Source organism: Nocardia takedensis NBRC 100417, from assembly GCF_000308695.1.
GTDB lineage: Bacteria > Actinomycetota > Actinomycetes > Mycobacteriales > Mycobacteriaceae > Nocardia > Nocardia takedensis.
Window position 1 is genome coordinate 68,276 of the sequence record NZ_BAGG01000002.1, and the last position, 19,612, is coordinate 87,887.

The 19,612-nt window shown below is 69.4% G+C and carries 16 protein-coding genes; 11 read left to right on the plus strand and 5 right to left on the minus strand.

The genetic code is table 11. The annotated features are described in order from the left end of the window. Positions 1 to 7 precede the first annotated feature (7 nt). Genes ON30_RS00505 through ON30_RS00515 form a run of 3 tightly spaced genes read right to left on the minus strand, consistent with a single transcriptional unit; the run spans position 8 to position 3,764 of the window. On the minus strand, positions 8 to 1,858 hold the full coding sequence (locus tag ON30_RS00505; RefSeq protein WP_040703270.1) for an ABC transporter ATP-binding protein: 1,851 nt from the start codon (positions 1,856 to 1,858) through the stop codon (positions 8 to 10). Next, positions 1,855 to 2,790, minus strand: a complete 936-nt coding sequence (locus ON30_RS00510; protein ID WP_051028780.1) for an ABC transporter permease — start codon at positions 2,788 to 2,790, stop codon at positions 1,855 to 1,857. The genes ON30_RS00505 and ON30_RS00510 overlap by 4 nt, the downstream gene beginning before the upstream one ends. Continuing rightward, the gene (locus ON30_RS00515; protein WP_040703271.1) at positions 2,787 to 3,764 is read right to left on the minus strand and encodes an ABC transporter permease; all 978 of its coding nucleotides are present in this window, start codon (positions 3,762 to 3,764) and stop codon (positions 2,787 to 2,789) included. Before ON30_RS00515 ends, ON30_RS00510 begins: the two co-directional genes overlap by 4 nt. Before the next feature lie 166 nt (positions 3,765 to 3,930). Here ON30_RS00515 and ON30_RS35785 point away from each other — a divergent pair, with 166 nt between their 5' ends. After that, the gene (locus tag ON30_RS35785; protein WP_051028781.1) at positions 3,931 to 4,989 is read left to right on the plus strand and encodes a hypothetical protein; all 1,059 of its coding nucleotides are present in this window, start codon (positions 3,931 to 3,933) and stop codon (positions 4,987 to 4,989) included. A 44-nt stretch (positions 4,990 to 5,033) separates the two neighbouring features. Next, on the plus strand, positions 5,034 to 5,864 hold the full coding sequence (locus ON30_RS00530; protein WP_040703272.1) for a Cof-type HAD-IIB family hydrolase: 831 nt from the start codon (positions 5,034 to 5,036) through the stop codon (positions 5,862 to 5,864). Between the two features lie 10 nt (positions 5,865 to 5,874). Here the strand turns inward: ON30_RS00530 and ON30_RS00535 are convergent, their stop codons facing one another. Continuing rightward, a complete protein-coding gene (locus ON30_RS00535; RefSeq protein WP_040703273.1) occupies positions 5,875 to 7,932 on the minus strand; it encodes an N-acetylmuramoyl-L-alanine amidase in 2,058 nt (685 codons plus the stop codon). Between the two features lie 279 nt (positions 7,933 to 8,211). On the opposite strand from ON30_RS00535, the gene ON30_RS00540 reads away from it, so the two are divergent. The 3 genes from ON30_RS00540 (at position 8,212) to ON30_RS00550 (ending at position 11,165) form a co-directional block, all read left to right on the plus strand. Beyond that, complete coding sequence (locus ON30_RS00540) at positions 8,212 to 9,669, plus strand: SpoIID/LytB domain-containing protein (protein ID WP_083911061.1); 1,458 nt, start codon at positions 8,212 to 8,214, stop codon at positions 9,667 to 9,669. Positions 9,670 to 9,754: 85 nt separating this feature from the next. Continuing rightward, on the plus strand, positions 9,755 to 10,525 hold the full coding sequence (locus tag ON30_RS00545) for a MerR family transcriptional regulator (RefSeq protein WP_040703275.1): 771 nt from the start codon (positions 9,755 to 9,757) through the stop codon (positions 10,523 to 10,525). A gap of 133 nt (positions 10,526 to 10,658) precedes the next feature. After that, positions 10,659 to 11,165 carry a hypothetical protein gene (locus tag ON30_RS00550; protein ID WP_040703276.1) on the plus strand — a complete coding sequence of 169 codons (507 nt, stop codon included), beginning with the start codon at positions 10,659 to 10,661 and terminating at the stop codon, positions 11,163 to 11,165. A 47-nt stretch (positions 11,166 to 11,212) separates the two neighbouring features. Here the strand turns inward: ON30_RS00550 and ON30_RS00555 are convergent, their stop codons facing one another. Then, positions 11,213 to 11,839 (minus strand): TetR/AcrR family transcriptional regulator, encoded by a 627-nt coding sequence (locus ON30_RS00555; protein ID WP_051028782.1) that lies wholly within the window; start codon positions 11,837 to 11,839, stop codon positions 11,213 to 11,215. Between the two features lie 92 nt (positions 11,840 to 11,931). Here ON30_RS00555 and ON30_RS00560 point away from each other — a divergent pair, with 92 nt between their 5' ends. From ON30_RS00560 to ON30_RS00585, 6 genes are all read left to right on the plus strand, one after another. Further along, complete coding sequence (locus ON30_RS00560; RefSeq protein WP_040703277.1) at positions 11,932 to 12,654, plus strand: SDR family NAD(P)-dependent oxidoreductase; 723 nt, start codon at positions 11,932 to 11,934, stop codon at positions 12,652 to 12,654. Between the two features lie 71 nt (positions 12,655 to 12,725). Further along, positions 12,726 to 13,952 carry a UDP-galactopyranose mutase gene (gene glf / locus ON30_RS00565; protein WP_040703278.1) on the plus strand — a complete coding sequence of 409 codons (1,227 nt, stop codon included), beginning with the start codon at positions 12,726 to 12,728 and terminating at the stop codon, positions 13,950 to 13,952. A gap of 30 nt (positions 13,953 to 13,982) precedes the next feature. Next, positions 13,983 to 15,887, plus strand: coding sequence for a glycosyltransferase (locus tag ON30_RS00570; RefSeq protein WP_051028783.1), 1,905 nt, complete (start codon positions 13,983 to 13,985; stop codon positions 15,885 to 15,887). 71 nt (positions 15,888 to 15,958) lie between these two features. After that, complete coding sequence (locus tag ON30_RS00575; protein WP_051028803.1) at positions 15,959 to 16,501, plus strand: phosphatase PAP2 family protein; 543 nt, start codon at positions 15,959 to 15,961, stop codon at positions 16,499 to 16,501. A 78-nt stretch (positions 16,502 to 16,579) separates the two neighbouring features. Then, a complete protein-coding gene (locus ON30_RS00580) occupies positions 16,580 to 17,512 on the plus strand; it encodes a decaprenyl-phosphate phosphoribosyltransferase (RefSeq protein ID WP_040703280.1) in 933 nt (310 codons plus the stop codon). Between the two features lie 4 nt (positions 17,513 to 17,516). Further along, on the plus strand, positions 17,517 to 19,448 hold the full coding sequence (locus tag ON30_RS00585; RefSeq protein WP_218006222.1) for an arabinofuranosyltransferase AftB family protein: 1,932 nt from the start codon (positions 17,517 to 17,519) through the stop codon (positions 19,446 to 19,448). Positions 19,449 to 19,612: the final 164 nt, after the last annotated feature.

Consider the following 19,612-nt stretch of genomic DNA (forward strand, 5'->3'; position numbering starts at 1 on the left):
TCCTCGCCTATCCGTTGACCACCGGCACCGGCACCGCCTCGATCAACGCCCTGGTGTACTCGTGGGCCGGTGCGCCGAAGATCTGCTCGGCGGGCCCGGATTCCACGATCTTGCCGCGATGCATGACCGCCACATCGTGTGCGAGGTTACGGACCACCGACAGATCGTGGGAGACGAACAAGTACGACAGGTTCCGTTCGGCCTGCAACTCGCGCAGCAGATTCAGTACGCCCGCCTGGATCGAGACATCCAGCGAGGACACCGGTTCGTCCAGCACCAGCAGTTCCGGATCGAGTGCGAGGGCGCGGGCGATGCTGATGCGCTGCTTCTGCCCGCCGGAGAAATCCACCGGGTAGCGCTCGGCGTGTTCCGGACGCAGACCGACCTGCTCGAGCAACTGGGGAACCCGCGTCGCGATCTCGGCGGCGGAGCGTCCGTCGATGCGCAACGGTTGGGCCAGCACGTCGAAGATGGGCAGACGCGGGTCCAGCGAGGCCGTCGGGTCCTGGAACACGATCTGCATGCGGCGGCGGATGTCGCGCTTGTCGGCCTTGCTCAACGTGGTGACGTCGCGGCCCATGATCTCGATGGTCCCGGCCTGCGGCGGCGCCAACTCCAGGATCTGGGTCAGGGTGGTCGACTTGCCCGACCCCGATTCCCCGACCAGCGCCAGCGTGCGGCCGGCGCGGACCTCGAAGCTGATCCCGTCCACCGCGCGGACCTCGCCGCGGCGTCGGCGGAACACGACGCCCGAGGTGATCGGGAAGGTCTTGGCCAGCTCCGAGACCCGCAGCACCACCCGGGATTCGCCGTCCGGCAGAGCGGGCGGGACCGGTGCTTCGCGGCGGAAGGCGTCGAACAGCGCGGACGCGCCCACTTCGGCCGTGCGGATGCAGGCCGCCGCGTGACCGGGGGCGATCCGTTCCAGTGGCGGTTCGGCCGCGACGCACTCGTCGATCGAGACCGGGCAGCGCGGCGCGAACGAACAACCCGGCGGCAGCGCGTGCATGGCGGGCGGCGCGCCCAGGATCGGGATCAGCGGACGCCGGGCCGCGCCGTCCATGCGCGGGATCGACCCGAGCAGGCCCACCGTGTACGGCATCCGGGGCGCGTCGAACAGCGTGGCCGTGGGGGCGGTCTCCACGATCCGACCCGCGTACATGACCGCGACGCGGTCGGCCAGGGTGGCGGCGATGCCCATGTCGTGGGTGATCATGACGACCCCGGCCCCGGTGATGTCGCGGGCCCGGCGCAGCAGGTCGAGGATCTGTTTCTGCACGGTGACGTCCAGCGCGGTCGTCGGCTCGTCGCAGATGATCAGCGCCGGATCGTTGGCGATCGCCATCGCGATCACCACGCGTTGGCGCATCCCGCCGGAGAATTCGTGCGGGAACGCCCGGGCGCGTGTCGCCGCGTCCTCGATGCCGACCAGTTCCAGCAGTTCCACCGCCCTGGTCTCGGCCTGTCCGCGGCTCATCTTCCCGTGCGCGAGCAGCGCTTCGGCGATCTGGTCGCCCACCCGGTACACCGGGGTCAGCGCGGAGAGCGGGTCCTGGAAGACCATGCTGATCGCGCTGCCGCGCAACCGCGACATCTCCCGGTCGCCGAGGCCGAGCAGTTCGCGTCCGCGCAACCGGATCGACCCGCTGACCCGCGCCTGCTCGGGCAGCAGTCCGATCACCGCCAGCGAGGACACCGACTTGCCCGACCCGGACTCGCCGACGATGGCCAGCACCTCGCCGTCGGCCACCGTGAAATCCACCCCGCGCACCGCCTCGACGCGGCCTTCCTCGCTCGGGAAGGACACCCGCAGGTCGGCGACCTCGAGCAACGGGGCGGTGGACTGCGTGCCGGTCATCGCGCGGCCTTCCCTTCCGCCCGTGCCGAACGCTTGGACCTGGCCCGGTGCGCGGTCGGATCGAACGCGTCGCGCAAGCCGTCGCCGACCAGGTTCGCGCACAGCACCGTGACGATCAGCAGACCGCCGGAGAACAGGAACAGCCACGGGTAGACCAGTGCCGATTTGGTGCCCGCCGCGATCAGCGAACCCAGCGACACGTCCGGGGGTTGCACACCGAAACCCAGGTAACTGAGCCCGGTTTCGGCCAGGATCGCCGAACCGACCGCCAGCGTGGTGTCGATGATCAGGATCGAGGCGATGTTCGGCAGGATGTGGCTGGTGATCACGGTGCGCGTCGGCGCGCCCATGTAGCGCGCGGCCCTGACGAATTCGCGGTCGCGCAGACTCAACGTCATCCCGCGCACGATGCGGGCGCTGATCATCCACCCGAACACCGACAGCAGCACGATCAACAGCACCATCGACCCGCTGCCCTTGGTGCGCGGGGCGAAGATCGCGATGATGATGAAACTCGGCACGACCAGCAGCAGATCGACCAGCCACATGATCGCCCGGTCGGTCCAGCCGCCCAGCAGGCCGGCCACCGCGCCCGCCGTGGCCGCGATCGTCGTCGAGATCAGCGCCACGCAGACACCGATGACCAGGGACTTCTGCAACCCGCGCAACGTCTGGGCGAGGACGTCCTGCCCGATCTGGGTGGTGCCGAACGGATGTCGCGCGCTCGGCGGCTTCAGCAGCGCGGTGTAGTCGAGTTGCTGGTGGTCGTAGGCCAGGAACGGCGGCAGCGCGTAGCTGACGACGAACAGCACCACCAGGATCACCGCGCCGACCACGGCCGGGGTGTTGCGCCGGAATCGCCGCCACACCAGCGTGCGGCGTCCGGCGGTGACGCGCGGCGCGCCTTGGACGAGGATCTCGGCGTCGGTCACGACACACGCACCCGGGGGTCGAGCAACGCGTAGGCGACGTCGGAGAGCAGACCGGAGACCAGCACGACCAAGCCCGCGAAAGCCGTCCCCGTGACCGTCACGTACAGGTCCTGGGCATTGATCGAATCCACCAGCCATTCGCCCACGCCGTGCCAGCCGAAGATCTTCTCGATGAAGATCGCGCCGGTGATCAGACCGCCGAGGCTGTAGGCGAACAGCGTCGCCATCGGGATCAGCGCGGTCCGCAGACCGTGCTTGTAGAGCGCTCTGTTACGGGTCAGCCCTTTGGCGCGCGCGGTGCGGATGAAATCGCTCTGGAGCACGTCGAGCATGGCGTTGCGCTGGTAGCGGCTGTAACCGGCGATCGCGGTGAGCGCCAGCGCCACCGTGGGCAGCACCAGATGTTGCAGCCGGTCCAGCACTTGCGGTCCGAAGCCCGCGATCGCGGTCGCCGAGGTCTCGCCGGTGTAGAGGAAGATCTGCGTACCGGTCGCCGAGTTGACCTGTAGCGCACCGTATTTCAACAGCGTCGCGAGCAGGAAGACCGGCGTGCTCAGGATGACCAACGAGACGACCGTGGTGAAATAATCGCTGAATTTGTACTGCCGGATCGCGCTCGCGGCGCCGATCAGGACGCCGAGCACGGTGCCCAGGATCGACCCGACGATCAACAGGCGCAGGCTCACCGCCACCCGGCGCGGCAACTCCGCGCTCACCGGCTGACCCGACAGCGTGGTGCCGAAATCGCCCTGCGGAATGCCTTTGAGCCACGTCAGATAGCGCTGCGGGATCGGCTCGTCGAGGTGCAGTTCCTCGGCCTTGGCATCGATCACCGACTGCGGCGGACGCGGATTGCGCTGTTCCAGGCTGTCCAGCGGCCGGAAGGTCAGCGAGGCCAGGCTGAAACAGAGGAACGTGGCCAGCAGCAACAGCACGACGTAGTTGAGCGCGCGTCGTAGCAGAAAGCCTGTCATCGGTCCTCGGAGTCGTCGGGCCGTCGGGTCGTCAGGCACCGATCATAGGGAGACTCATAGGTGTCGCGCATGCCACACGCGCGTCGCGTGGTTCCGCGCACGTCGGACGGCCGGCCTATTCTGGCCGCACGACAGTGCCGGGCACACCGGCACGAAGGGGGCGGACATGACTTATCCACAGCAGTATCCGGGCGGGTACGACCCGTATCCGGGCGGTTACGGACCGGGCTTCTCGGCCCCGAGCGGCGGCACCGCCATCACCGCGGGCGTGCTGGCCGCACTCGGTTCGGTGGCGACCGTGATCGGCGGCGCGTCGCTGCTGTTCCTCGCCAACAGCGAGTTCGGCGATCTGGTGTCGGAATACGACGACGGCACGACCGGCGACGAGGCGATGACCGCCCTGACGGTCATGGGCGTAGGCAATATCGTGCTGGCGCTGCTGCTCGGGGTGGGCGCGATCCTGCTGTTCGTGCGGAAGAAGGCCGGCCGCGTGCTGGTCGCGCTCGGCGGCGCGGGCACGATCGTGATGCAGATCGCCTCGCTGGGGTGGGCCATGAACATCGTCGAGGACTACGACACGGATTCGCTGGCCAGTTCCGGGGTGAGCGGGATCTTCGGCACGATCTTCCCCATCGTCATGCTGATCCTGGTCCTGCTGCCGTCCACGTCGCGGTGGCTCGCCTACCGGCCGGGCGCTCAGCCCGCGTACCCGCCCGGCGGGTACGCGCCCGCCGGTTATCCGGCGCAACCGGGATATCCGCAGGCCGCTTACCCGCAGGCGGGGTTCCCGGTCGCGCAGCCCGCTCAGCCCGCCTACCCGGGCCAGCCGACCTATCCAGCCGGGGCCGCCCAGCCCGCTTATCCAGGCCAGCCGGTCTATCCGGCCGACGCCGGACAGAACGGCTACCCAGCGCAGCCCGCCTATTCGGCCGACGCCGCCCAGAACGGGTACCCGGCTCAGCCCGCCTACCCGGCCGCCGCCCAGAACGGGTACCCGGCACAGCCCGCGTACCAGCAGCAGGCCTTCCAACAGCCGGGATACCCGCAGGTCCCCGCTGTTCCGCAGCAGGCCGCGCCCGCCTATCCCACGGCCGATCCGACCGTGCACGCCAACGCGCCGCAGGACTACACCCCGCGGCCCGCGCCGTTTCCCGATCAGGCTCCCGCGCTCGACAAGTCGACGCCGTCGACCGATCAGACGTGGAAGCGCCCGGACGGCTGGTGACGGTTGCCGCCGCGCCGACCGGGATTTCCGGCAGGATGGAATAGGTGACGCTCCTGCACCTGCCCAAGCCGAGATTGGTGGCCACCGATGTCGACGGCACCCTGATCGACCCGCACGAACGGGTCACCGCGCGCACCAAGGCCGCCGTCGACGCGCTGATCTCCGACGGCGTGCCGTTCGTCCTGGCCACGGGCAGGCCCCCGCGCTGGATCGACCCGGTCGTCGACGGTCTCGGCTACGCGCCGCTGTGCGTGTGCGGCAACGGTGCGGTGCTCTACGACAGCGCCACCGACAAGGTGCTCACCAGTCACACCCTCGACGTGCCGACGCTGTCGTGGCTCGCCGACGTCGCCGAACGGGCGCTGCCCGGATGCGGCCTCGCCGCCGAACGCGTCGGCGCCACCGCGCACGACGCGGTCACCCCGCAGTTCGTCAGCTCCCCCGAATATGTGCACGCCTGGCTCAATCCGGACGACACCGCGGTGGCCAGGCACGAAGTCATCGACGCGCCCGCGATCAAGATGCTGATCCGGTTGGCGGGCGCGCGCAGCGGTGACATGGTCGCCGCGCTGGCCCCGCTGGTCGACGGCCGGGCCGACATCACCTATTCCACCGATCACGGTCTGATCGAACTGTCGGCTCCCGGCGTCACCAAGGCGTCCGGGCTGGCCGCGTTGGCCGAGCGACTCGGCGTCGAACACTCCTCGGTGGTCGCCTTCGGCGATATGCCCAACGACATCCCGATGCTGACCCTGGCGGGCCACGGCGTCGCGATGGGCAACGCGCACGCCGAGGCCATCGCCGCGGCCGACGAGGTCACCGCGGCCAATTCCGACGACGGTGTCGCCCAGGTCCTCGAACGCTGGTGGAGTTGAGCGCGGGAGTTCAGCCCGCGGGGACGGGTTCGGGCGCGGGCGTCGCGGCCGGGTCCCGCTCCATCTCCTGCTGGTAGGTCTCGGTGTAGGTCTTCCAGACCGTCGTGACGATGCCGGTGAGCTGGTTGAGGATCAGCGAGCCGTGTTGGAAGTCCGCGCGCACGCCGTCGGGGACGGCGTAGGTGTTGCTCGCGGGCAGACCCAGCATGCCGGTGTCCGCGCCCAGTTGCAGGAAGCGGTCCAGGATCGCGCCCGCCAACTCGAATACGCGCCCGTCGGCGGTGTTGTAGACGTAGCCGTTGGCGAATTTCGCGTACTGCGCGCCCTGGGCGGCGGGCATCGGCTCGGAGACGGCCGCGCCCAGCGGTCCGTCCGGCCCGCCGCCGTCGGCCCAGTACTTCGCGATGAGGTTGTCGTCGACCATCTCCAGCAGGCGGGTGGTCAACGCGGCCAGCACCGCCAGATCCGAGGGGGAACGCGCGGGGGTGCCCGGTCCGGCCGACCCGCCCGCCGCGATGTCGCGCAGTCGGTCCATCAGTCCGTAGGCGGCGTCGCCGGGGCAGGTGGTGTGGCCGACGTCGCGGTGGGCGAACACGATCGGCAGGTCCACCGACTCGCCCTGCGCGTACGGCGTGAACTCGGTGCCCTCCGACCACATGGTCGTCTGTCCCCGGGGATCGAGGCCCGCGACGCGGGTGCGCCACCCGATGAAGTTGCCCGCCGCCGTGATCGCGGCCTCCGAGGGCGCTTCGGTCTCGTGGTTGCCCATGAATGCGACACCGGCGGTGTTCTCGTTGAATCCGCCCGCGTGCGCGCCCTGCACCGGGCGGTCGAGTCCGCCCGCGCGGCCCTCGAAGATCTGGCCGTACTTGTCGACCAAGGCGTTGTAGCCGATGTCGCACCAGCCCAGCGTGCGCGCGTGATAGGTGTAGATCGCGCGGACGATGCCCGCCGATTCGGCCTTGCTGTAATCGTTGCGCCCCGCCGTGTGGTGCACGGTGACGCCGCCGAGGCCATCGTCGTAGGTCGGTTCCTCGCAGCGCAGGGATTCGTCGGCGCCCCACTGCGCGCGACTGATGACATTGGGTCCGCCGCCGGGGAGCGCGGAGGCGACGTCGTGCAGTGCGCCGTCGATGGCGCCGCGGCCGGGATCGATCAGCACGGCGGTGAGGTCGGCGGCGATCGCGGTCGCGCGGGCCGCGCCCTGCGCGATCGGGCCGACCGGGTCGGGGCCGGGCACCGCCGGGGCCACACCGGGCGCACCCGGCGCGACGGGAGCCGAGGCGGCGTCCTTGCGGGTGACCAGGATCTGCACCGCGTTGGTGTTGCCGACGTAGATCGGTTCGGTGCCGGAGGTGCGGTCGGCGGCGCCGCTGTCGTCGCGCCGGGTGTCGACCTGTTCGGTCCGGTACCAGGTGCCCCATTTCCCGTCGGCTTGCTTGGCGCGGACCATGGCGGTGGTCTCGGCCAGGTTCCGCGCGGTGAGCGCGACGACGCTGAACGGGGTGTCGCGGGAGACCTCCTTGACCTGCGCGCCGACCTGTCCGAGCAGGTCGCGGGGGACCGCACCGGGGGTGAGCGCGGGGGTGTCGGGGCCGGGCGCGGGCTGCGGCGGGAGCGGATCGGCGATGAAGCGCGGGCCCGCACCGGACGGCGAGTCCGTCGGTTGTGTCGGTGTGTTCTCGGGCGGTTGCGGCGAACCCGGCGCGTCGTCATCCAGGTCGGGCAGGGGGACCCGGTCGGGCAGGGTCACCTCCGGGGGCAGCGGGAGGCCACCGGGCACCGGGACCGAATCCGGCAGCGGCAGTTTCCGCAGGTCCGACAGGTGCAGATCCGGCAGGTCGAGGCCGGTCAGGTCACCGAGCGGCAGGGTGATCTCGGGGGCGGTGCCGAGGACCACCTCGGCCAGTTGCGCGGGGACTGCCGCAAGTTCGCTGTCGTTGGTCGCCCGATAGACGGCTGCATCGCTGGGGAGCAGAGAGACGAGCGGAGCCGCTACCGCCAGGGTGGTGACCACCGGGAGCACGTAGGAACGTTTCGGATTGCGGTACGGCACGAGCTTCTCCATTCCGGATAGAGCTGGTGAATTACACACAATTTCATGCTTGCGTCATGACGAATCAAGCATCACACTAGTTCACTATTGTCACATATCTAAACCTCTGGTTGAGATTTATGTGATTGCCCGAATGTAGCGATCGGGTTGCGGTCGTATCGCCCGACATGCCGTCGTATCCCTCGACGAGCCGGCGATGCGGCGAATCGATCCGGTCACGGAAACCGGTGCGGGTGAACGGAAACCACGCGGACAACGCCGAATCGCCACGGGCGTGGAGGGAGCACGGAAGTGCAGCGCAGACTACGTTTCAGCAACCGGGTCCAGGGGACGCGGACAGGAGTGCCGCCGCGGCGGATCCTCCTCACCGCGGGCGTCGCGGTCCTCGTCGGCAGCGTCTGGGCGGGTGCGGACACGCCCATCGACACGCCGTATCGGAACCTCGCCGGGCCGGGCCACGGCCGCGGTCTGAGCCAGTTCGGCGCGTTCGACAGCGCCCGCGAGGGCTGGAACGCCGAACGCATCCTCGCCCACTACTACCCCGGCGCGACGCTCGGCGCCATCCCGACCACCTCGCTCGGCATCCGACTCTCGGACCGCGACGACGAAGGCGTCGACGTGCGCTCCGCCGCCGGACTGCGGGTCGCGGGCCGCGAAGTCGCCGCCGACCAGGTCGCCCACCTCACCGTGCGACCGGACGGCAAGGCCAACGTGGTCGTCACCGCGGGGTGCGACGGCGACGTGCTGTGGCAGTCCGCCACCGACGACCCGTGGGTGTATCCCCTCGACCCGCGTCCCGGCAGGCCCGCCGCCGAACACCTCACCTTCTGCGACGGCGCCGCCTACCGCGGTTCGCTCGGCCTCGCCGTCGAGGACGGCGCGACACGCACCGTCAACCGGGTCGATGTCGAGGACTACCTGCTCGGCGTGGTCCCCGCCGAGGTCCAGGCGAACTGGGCCGACGAAGGCGCGCGGGAGGCGGTGCGCGCCCAGGCCGTCGCCGCGCGTTCCTACGCGCTGGCCGAACAGCGCTGGCCCTACGCGCGGACCTGTGACACCACCGACTGCCAGGTCTACCCCGGCACCTCCGCGGAGGACGAGCGCGCCGCCGACGCCGTCGCGAGCACCGCGGGCACCGTCCTGCTGCGCGACGGCCACATCCTGCGCGCGGAATACTCCGCCGCGCCCGACGGCGGCGAACCCGCCGACATCCGCACCTTCGAGGTGGGGCCCACCCCCGCCGAACTCGGCGTCGGCGCGCCGCCCGCCCTGCCGCGGGCCCGGACCGCCACCGTGGAATCGGCCATCGACGCCGAATACCGCCGGGTCGGCGGCGAGCACGGCGCGATCGGCCCGCCGCTGGGACCGGAGATGCGACTACCGCAGAACGCGGGCGACTATCGACTGTTCACCAACGGCGTCATCATCGCCACCCCCACCCTCGGGGCGCAGGTCGTCGACTTCACCACCCTCATGCAGTTGGTCCCCGACCCCGGGGTGGCCCAGCCCGATCCCACCGCCCCGCAACCGGATTCGTACCTCCGTCCGGACGCCGAGCCCGATGCCGAGCCCTCCGAAACCGGACCCACCGGCGCTCAGCCCGTCGAATCCGATCCCGCTGGGGTTGAGTCGGCCGAATCCGAGCCCGTCGTGGTTGAGCCTGCTGAGTCCGATCCCGCCGGGGTTGAGTCGGCCGAATCCGAGCCTGCCGGGGTCGAGCCTGCCGAATCCGAGCCGCCCGCCCTCTGAGAGTGATCCGATCCACCCTTGACCTTGACGTAGCGTCAACTCGCAGACTGGTTCCACCGACGAGACGACGGAAGGGATCGGGGTTATGGCGGTTCGCTCCCGGCCGGGCGAGTGGTCCATCCAGGATCTGGCCAAGGCGGCGGGTACCACCAGTCGCACGCTGCGCCACTACGGGCAGGTGGGGCTGTTGCCGCCCAGCCGGATCGGGACCAACGGCTACCGCTACTACGACCAGGATTCCCTCGTGCGGTTGCAGCGCATCCTGCTGCTGCGAGAACTCGGCCTCGGCTTGCCCGCCATCGCCGAGGTCCTCGCGGGCGGGGTGCCAACCGCGACGGCCTTGCGCGCGCACCTGGGTCTGCTGCGGCAGGAACAGGAACGGATCCGCCGCGTCATCGAATCGGTACGGACCACATTGGACAAGACCGAAAGGGGTGAGGCGCTGGTGGCCGCGGAAGTTTTCGACGGTTTCGACCACACGCAGTACAAGGACGAGGTGATCGAGCGGTGGGGCGAGCAGGCCTACACCGAGGGTGACCGCTGGTGGCGCGCGATGTCGGAGGCCGACAAACAGCGTTTCCAGCAGGACCAACTCGACATCGCCGCCGATTTCGGGCGGGCCCACGCCGCGGGGCTCGCGCCGGACAGCCCGCAGGTGCAGGCCATCACAGCCCGCCACAAGGCGTGGATCGGCGTCGGTTGGCAGGGCCGCGAGGTGGTGAAGGAGGCGTTCATCGGTCTCGGAGAGATGTACGTCGCCGATCCGCGCTTCGGTCGGAACTACGACCGGCACGGCGCGGGAACGGCGGAGTTCGTCCGCGACGCCATGCGCGTCTACGCGGAGGCGAACCTGTAGGCGCGCCCGTTCGGTGCCCGTACGCCGCCGGCGTGCGGGCACTGCCGCCGGGTCCGCTGGTGTCGGTGCCCGCGGGTGCGCATACTCGGGAGGTCGCCGCGCGGGGTGCGCGCCGAACGAGGAGGAGTCGGCGGTGCTGTACGAGAATTCCGCGACCGGTCGGGGGACCCATCCGGCTCTCGCGACGACGACGATCGCGTGCGCCGCGGTCGGCGCGGTGTTGAATCTGGTCGGCGGTCTGCGTCTCGGGATCGATTTCTACGGTGATCCGGGCCGCTTCGACAATTCGCTGGCGACGATCGCCGTGCTGGGCAGTCTGCTGCTGGCGGTCGCGCTGACCTACGGCGCGTATCTGCTCTACCGCGGCGAGGATTCGGGCCGCTACACGATCATGGTGGCGGCCGGCACGTGGGCGACGCTCGCGGTGATCGGCCTGCTGTCGGCGCTGATCGGCTACCACTCCGAGTACGGCGTGCAGTGGTTCGCCGACGCGAGTCGGGTCTCCGAGGCGCTGTTCGCGACCTGCGGGATCGCGGGCGCGGTGACGGCGCTGCTGGAAGGGGACTGGACGGCGAACCTGGCCGGTCTCGCGGTCCCGCTCGTGATCACCCTGAGCACGGTGCGCCCCGGCGCGCGCTGAACCATCGACTCGCCGCGCGGACGCGGTTGCGCGGTGCTCCCGAGAGCTCAGCCTCGTAGGGCGCGCAGCAGATCGTCTTCGCTGAGGGGCGGCGTGGGTAGCGCGTGTGCGGCGGGCGCGCGCAGTCCGTCCAGGATGAGGGCGAGGTTGCGCCGCCACGCCTCCGGAGCGATGTCGGCGGTGGCCTCCAGCACACTGGCGTGTGACCAGGTGATGAAGGCGAGGTCCTCGAGCACCCAGTCGGCGCGCAGGACGCCCGCGCGCTGGGCCCTGGTGACGATCTCGCGCATGAGTCCGTGCCCGTATTCGCGGGCGCGGGCGACCGCGGCGCTGGGGGCGGCGCGCAGGGCGAGGTCGCCGAGCAGGCGGTCGGTGGCCTGGAGTGCGCAGACGTTCTCGACGAGGTGGACGAAGGAGTCCCAGGGGTCGTCGATGGCGAGGGCGGTCTCGGCGATGCGCGATCCGGCTCCGAGGCGGTCCTCGACGGCGGCGGCGATGAGGTCGTCGCGGGTGGGGAAGCGGTTGTAGAGGGTGCCGATGGCCACGCCCGCGCGGGCGGCGATGTCTTTGAGGGGCGCGTCGAGCCCCTTCTCCAGGAAGACTTCGCGGGCGGCCGCCACGAGTGCCTCGCGGTTGCGGCGCGCGTCGGTGCGCAGCGGCTTGTCCTCGGGCATTGGCCGATCCTACAAACGATATGTTGAGCATGGGTTCAACTTCCGCTACCGTCGGAATAACTTGAACCCCTACTCAACTTTCGAGGAACAGCATGACGAAGACGATCGCGATCTTCGGCTTCGGCCCCGGCCTGGGCCTCGGCGTCGCCCGCCGCTTCGGCCGCGCGGGCTTCCGCGCCGCGTTGATCAGCCGCGACCTCGGCGCGGCCCGCCGCTACCTGGACGAACTCGCCGCCGAGGAGGTCACCGCCGCCTCCTTCCGCGCCGACGTCACCTCGGCCGCCGACATCGACCGCGTCGTCCGGGAGGTCACCGACCGGTTCGGTCCGATCGACGTCGCGCTGCACAGCGCCGCCGCGGACATGTCCCAGCGTTCGGCCTCCACCCTCGACACCGACGTCGCGGCCCTGCGCGCCCCGCTCGACCTCAAACTGCACTCGCCGGTCCTGATGACCAGGGCGCTCGCACCCGCCATGATCGAGCGGGGCGAGGGCACGCTGCTGTATTCCTCCGGCCACTCCGAACGCCACATGCAGCCCTATCTCGCCAACTTCGGCGTGGCCCTGGCCGCCCAGCGGGCCTACGTCCGCCAACTCGACCACGAATTGCGCGGCACCGGCGTGCACGTCGGCCTGCTGAATATCGGCGCGCTGATCGGCGGCAGCAAGGCCCAGCGGGCCGTGGACGCGGCGCCCGAACTCATCCCGCCCGGTCTGGAAATCACCCGCGTGACCAACGACGAGCTCGGTGAGCGCTATTGGCGCCTGTACACCGAACGCGACAGCGTCGAAATCGACGTCGGCTTCCCGGACTGAAACCCATAGCACGCCCCGGGGGGCGGAACTCCCCCCGGGCGCGCGGCCGTCTTCCGATACGCTGGGCCACCGTGACCGCCGCATCGTCTCCGGGTACCTCCGTCAACTCCACCGCCCCGTTCGATCTGATCATCGTCGGCTCGGGCTTCTTCGGGCTCACCATCGCCGAACGCGCCGCCACCCAGCTGGGTAAACGGGTGCTGGTGCTGGACCGCCGCCATCACATCGGCGGCAACGCCTATTCGGAGCCGGACCCGCAGACCGGTATCGAGGTGCACAAATACGGCGCGCACCTGTTCCACACCTCGAACAAACGCGTCTGGGATTACGTCACGCAGTTCACCGAGTTCACCGGATATCAACACCGCGTATTCGCGATGCACAAGGGTCAGGCGTACCAGTTCCCGATGGGGCTCGGTCTGGTCTCGCAATTCTTCGGCCGCTACTTCACCCCGCAGGAAGCGCGCGCGCTGATCGCCGAGCAGTCCGCCGAGATCGAGACCGCCGACGCCCAGAACCTCGAGGAGAAGGCGATCTCGCTGATCGGCCGCCCGCTCTACGAGGCGTTCGTGCGCGATTACACCGCCAAGCAGTGGCAGACCGATCCGAAGGAACTGCCCGCGGGCAACATCACCCGACTCCCGGTGCGCTACACCTTCGACAACCGCTACTTCAACGACACCTACGAGGGTCTGCCCACGCAGGGTTACACGAAGTGGTTGGAGAACATGGCGGCCTCCGAGCTCATCGAGGTCCGGCTGAACACCGACTGGTTCGACGTGCGCGAGCAGGTGCGCGCCGAGAGCCCGGACGCCCCGGTCGTCTACACCGGCCCGCTGGACCGCTACTTCGACTACGCCGAGGGCGAACTCGGCTGGCGCACCATCGATTTCGAGACCGAAGTGCTCGAAACCGGTGACTACCAGGGCACCTCGGTGATGAACTACAACGACGCCGACGTCCCCTACACTCGCATCATCGAGCCGCGCCACTTCCATCCCGAGCGCGACTACCCGCAGGACAAGACGGTCATCATGCGCGAGTTCTCGCGCTTCGCCCAGACCGGCGACGAACCGTACTACCCGATCAACACCCCCGAGGACCGCGCCAAGCTGCTCGCCTACCGTGAGCGCGCCAAGCGGGAGACCGCCGACAGCAAGGTGATCTTCGGCGGCCGACTCGGCACCTACCAGTACCTCGACATGCACATGGCGATCGGCTCCGCGCTGAGCACCTTCGACAATGTGCTGCGTCCGCACCTCGAGACCGGCGCCTCCCTCGTGGACGAGGAGGCGTAGTCCGTGGCCTCCCCGTCGACAGTGGAAGACATGACCTCCCAGACCCGCGCGACCTCGCTGCTGCAACGCGTCATCCTGCCCCGCCCGGGCGAACCGCTCGACGTGCGCACCCTCTACCTGGAGGAATCGCCGACCAACGCGCGGCGCGCGCACGCGAGCACCCGTACCGAACTCTCGATCGGCGCGGAGTCGGAAGTCTCGTTCTGCACCTACTTCAACGCGCTGCCCGCCAGCTACTGGCGGCGCTGGAGCATCTTGGCCTCGGTGGTGCTGCGGCTGGAACTGGCCGGGCACGGGCGCGTCGACGTCTACCGCTCCAAGGCCGACGGGTCGCGGATCCACGTGCAGGGCAAGGAATTCGCTGTCCAGCCCGGCGCGGAGTCGGTGACGGTCGAGTTCGAGACCGATCTGGCCCCGTTCGAGGACGGTGGCTGGATCTGGTTCGACATCACCACCGACACCGCGGTGACGCTGCTGGCGGGCGGCTGGTTCGCCCCCGTGGCCGCGCCCGGCGCGGGCAGCATCGCCGTCGGCATGCCCACCTTCAACCGGCCCACCGACCTGGTCAAGACGCTGGCCGCGCTCGGTTCGGACCCGCTGGTGTTGGACCGGGTCGCCGCGGTGATCGTCGCCGACCAGGGCAACCGCAAGGTGGTCGACGAACCCGGTTTCACCGAGGCCGCCGCGGTGCTCGGCGACCGGCTCACCATTCGCGATCAGCCCAATCTGGGCGGGTCCGGCGGATACAGCCGGGTCATGTACGAGGCGTTGAAGCACACCGACGCCGAATACATCGTCTACATGGACGACGACATCGAGATCGAACCCGATTCGATCCTGCGCGCACTGGCCTTCGCCCGCTTCGCGAAATCGCCGATGCTGGTCGGCGGACAGATGCTCAACTTGCAGGAGCGGTCCCATCTGCATTCGATGGGCGAGGTCGTCGACCGCGGCATCTTCATGTGGACCTCCGCGCCCAATGTCGAATACGACCACGACTTCTCGAAATATCCGCTCAAGGACCGCGACAATTCCAAGCTGCTGCACCGGCGCATCGACGTCGATTTCAACGGCTGGTGGACCTGCGTGATTCCGCGGTCGGTGGCCGAGGAGATCGGTCAGCCGCTGCCGCTGTTCCTGAAATGGGACGACGTGGAATACGGTCTGCGCGCCCGCGATCACGGATATCCGACGGTCACCCTGCCCGGTGCGGCGGTGTGGCACATGGCGTGGAGCGACAAGGACGACGCCATCGACTGGCAGGCGTATTTCCATCTGCGCAATCGCCTGGTCGTCTCGACACTGCACCTGCCGGGCGACGGCAAGCCGATGGTGCTCAACACCGTCAAAGCCACGCTGAAACATCTGCTGTGCCTCGAATACTCGACGGTCGCGATCCAGAATCTCGCGATCAAGGATTTCCTCGCCGGCCCCGAGCGGTTGTTCCAGTTGTTGCCCAGCGCGTTGGGCGCGGTGCACGAACTGCGCCGCAGCTTCCCGGACGCGGTCATCCTGCCGTCCTCCACCGAACTGCCGCCTGCCAGCCACCTCGAGGTCGGCGCGGTCGGCGAACCCGCGAACCCGATCGCCAAGGTGGTCCGGCTCGCCAAGGGCGTGCTGCACAACTTCAAAGCCGCGCGGCCCGAACACCACAGCACACCGCAGCTCAACGTGCCCACCCTGGACGCGCGCTGGTTCCTGCTCTCGCAGGTCGACGGTGTCACCGTGACGACGGCCGACGGACGCGGCGTCGTCTACCGCAAACGTGACCCGCGCCAGGCGCTCGTGCTGTTCAAGGAGGCGCTGCGCCTGCGCAAGGAGCTCACCGAGCGGTATCCGGAGATGCGCCGCCGCTACCGCGAGGCGCATCCGCAGCTGACCAGCACCGCCGCCTGGGAGAAGGCGTTCGGGATCGACGGGAGCGACCAGAAGTGAATCCGGTCACCGATGCCGCCGGAGGCGATCCGGCGGTGGGGTACCCCAGTGCCAACGGACACGGTCGTCCCGTGTCGGCGACCGAGCCGACCGCCGCCGCGCGGCCGCCGGAGGTCGCGATCATCAACGCCGTGCAGGCCACCCTCGGCAGCAGGCCGGAGGTCGTGCGGGCGGCGCGGGGCATGTCGCATTTCGGCGAGCACGCGCTCGGCTGGATCGGCATCGCCGCCGCCGGATGGCTCGTGGACAAGCCGCGTCGTCGCCAGTGGGCGGGCGTCGCGGTCGGCGCGGTCGGCGCGCACGCGGCCTCGATCGTCATCAAGCGGGTGGTGCGCCGCCCCCGGCCCAACGACCCCTCGGTGCAGATCAACGTGGGTACGCCCAGCAAGTTGAGCTTCCCGTCCTCGCACGCGACCTCGACGACGGCGGCTGCCGTGTTGCTCGGCAGGCTGACCGGGCTACCCTTGCCTGCGGTGCTCGTACCACCGATGCTGCTGTCCCGGGTCGTGCTCGGCGTGCACTATCCCTCCGACGTGCTCGCCGGTTCCGCGCTCGGGGCCGCGTCGGCCGCCGTGGTGTCGGCCGCCGAGAAGCGGCGTGCTCGGAGGGGGTAGCTTGCGTACCCGCGCAGGGCTTCCGGACAGCCGAACATTGGATGAACTGTGACCGCACGAGAAAAGGCCTTGGTAGACATGAGTGAAGATCCGACCGGCGCGGACCTGGCCGAGGCCGCCGTGAAGGGTCCGCCCAAGTCGCTGGGCGGCGGGCTGATCAAGGCCGTCCGGCCGCGGCAGTGGGTGAAGAACGTCCTGGTGCTCGCCGCGCCGCTGGCGGCGGGCCCCGATGTCCTGAGCGACGGCGCGGTACTGTGGCACGTGGCCATCGCCTTCGTGGTCTTCTGCGTCGCGGCCTCGGGCATCTACCTGGTCAACGACTCGATGGACGTCGAGGCCGACCGGGCGCACCCGACCAAGCGTTTCCGCCCGATCGCCGCGGGCGTCGTGCCCGTCAACCTCGCCTACACGCTCGCGGTGGCGCTGCTGGTCGGCGCGATCGCGGCCTCGTTCCTGGCGTCGTGGAAGCTGGCCGTGGTGATGGCGGTCTACATCGGCATCCAGTTGGCCTACTGCTTCGGTCTCAAGCACCAGGCCGTGCTCGACATCTGCATCGTGTCCTCGGGCTTCCTGCTGCGCGCGGTCGCGGGCGGCGCGGCCGCCGATATCGTGCTGTCGCAGTGGTTCCTGCTGATCATGGCCTTCGGCTCGCTGTTCATGGCCGCGGGCAAGCGCTACGCCGAACTCCAGATCGCGTTGGGCACCGGCGCCAAGATCCGCAAGTCGCTCGAGTACTACACCCCCACCTACCTGCGGTTCGTCTGGCATCTCGCGGCGACGGCGCTCGTGGTCTTCTACGGCCTGTGGGCCTTCCAGCAGGGCGAGGCCAACGACACGGGTTGGTATGCCATCTCGATGATTCCGTTTACCATCGCAGTTCTGCGTTACGCGGTCGACGTCGATGGCGGCGAGGCCGGTGAACCCGAAGAGATCGCACTGGGGGATCGCGTCCTCCAGTTCCTCGCAATCGCCTGGATCGGAGCGGTAGGTGTCGCTGTCTATCTCACCTGACGAGATGTTGGTAGAGGGAGCGGAGCGAACCGACGGTACCGAGCTACCCGCCCGTGATCGGGCGGGCTCGGTGTCGCGGTTCGCGCATGTCTCCCGTGCCACATTCGTCGGTGGGGTGGTCCTCACCGTCGCGCTGTTCGCGATCGGCGGTTGGCAGCGGCGCTGGATCGCCGACGACGGCCTGATCGTGCTCCGCACGGTCCGAAACCTGCTGGCGGGCAACGGTCCGGTCTTCAACGTCGGCGAACGGGTGGAGACCAACACCAGCACCGCGTGGACCTACATCGTCTGGTTCTTCAGCTGGCTCACCCAACTCCGCCTGGAGTACGTGGTCCTCGCGATCGCGATGGTGCTGTCGCTGGCGGCGATCGTGTTCGCCATGCTCGGCTCGGCCCGACTGTGGGGCGGCGCTCGCACGGGGCTGCTGCTGCCCGCGGGCGCGTTCGTCTACATCGCGGTGCCGCCCGCCCGCGACTACGTCACCTCCGGTCTGGAGAGCGGGCTGGTCATCTGCTGGCTCGGCCTGCTGTGGTGGCAGTTGATGCGGTGGGCGCAGGCCGAACGGGTCCGCGTCGCCGGACTTTTCGGCTTGGTCTTCCTCGCCGGTCTCGCTCCGCTGATCCGCCCGGAGATGGCGCTGGTCGGCGCGCTGGCGCTGCTCATGGTCTTCCTCGCACCGATGCCGGCGTTCCGGTTCGGCCCGACGGCGCTGCGCGTCCTGGTGATCGCGGTCGCGGGCCTGCTGCCGATGGGCTACCAGATCTGGCGGATGGGCTATTACGGCCTGCCCTACCCGAACACCGCGGTCGCCAAGGACGCGGGCGGGGCCAAGTGGGGGCAGGGCCTGACCTACCTGTGGGATCTCGTCGGTCCCTATTTCCTGCTGGTTCCGCTGATCCTGCTGCTCGTCGCGGGCGCGGTCGCCGCGCGCGCGACGGGCGCCTTCGATCGCCGCGTCGGCATCGAAGCGCCGGAGACGCTGCGCGCCCGCCTGGATCGCGCCCGCGAATGGCTGCGCTCGCCGAGCGCGGTCGTCGCCCTGGTGCTGTTCAGCGCGGCGCTGCTCACCGTCTACGCGGTCCGGGTCGGCGGCGACTTCATGCACGGCCGCATGCTGCTGCCGCAACTGTTCCTGTTCCTGCTGCCGGTCGCGGTGATCCCCGTGCGGGCTCCGGTGCGCGCGGGTCGCCTCGACGCGGTTCCCGCCGCGATCGCGCTGGCCTGGGTCGGCACCGTCGGCTGGGCGCTGTTCGCCTCCGACACCACCGCCATCGAGACCGGCACCAAGATCAGTTCCTCCGGCATCGTCGACGAACGCGTCTACTACGTGCTCAACACCGGGCACGATCATCCGATCCGCGCCGAGGACTACCTCGACTACCCGCGGATGCGCGCGATGGTCAACGACATCGCCGCCTCGCCCAACGGCGGTCTGCTGCTGAATTCGCCGTCGTTCCTGTTCTGGTACGTCGCGCCGCCGCCGCAGCCCATCCCGCCGGAGGGTGCCGGTCACACCGTGTTCTTCCTGAATCTCGGCATGACCAGCATGAACGTGCCGCTGGACGTGCGCGTCATCGACCAGATGGGGTTGGCCTACCCGCTGGCCGCGCACTCCGACCGCCTGGTGGACGGCCGGATCGGCCACGACAAGAGCCTGTATCCGGACTGGGTCGTGGTCGACGCGGGCATGGTCGACCGGAAGCCGTGGATGCCCTGGTATCTCGACGAGGACTGGGTCGTGCAGGCGCGGACCGCGTTGACCTGTCCCGACACCCAGGCGCTGATGGTCTCCTACCGGGAGCCGCTGACCTTCGAGCGGTGGCGGCACAATCTGCGCAACTCGTTGACCTTCGCGGCCTACCGGATCGACCGGGTGCCCAAGTACGAGATCCAGCGGTGCGGTCTGGTGGACCCGGTTCCGCAACCGCCGCGCTGAACGGAGAATCGCGTCGCAACCGGGCGAGTCACATCCGCCCCAGTAGGCTCAGAAGGCTTTTCCGAACACAGTGGGCGCGGTGGTCGACTTGGCAGACTTCACAAAGTGGCGAACGCCGCCGCGTCTCGGTTTGATAACGCACCTGCATCGATGGCAGGTTAGTC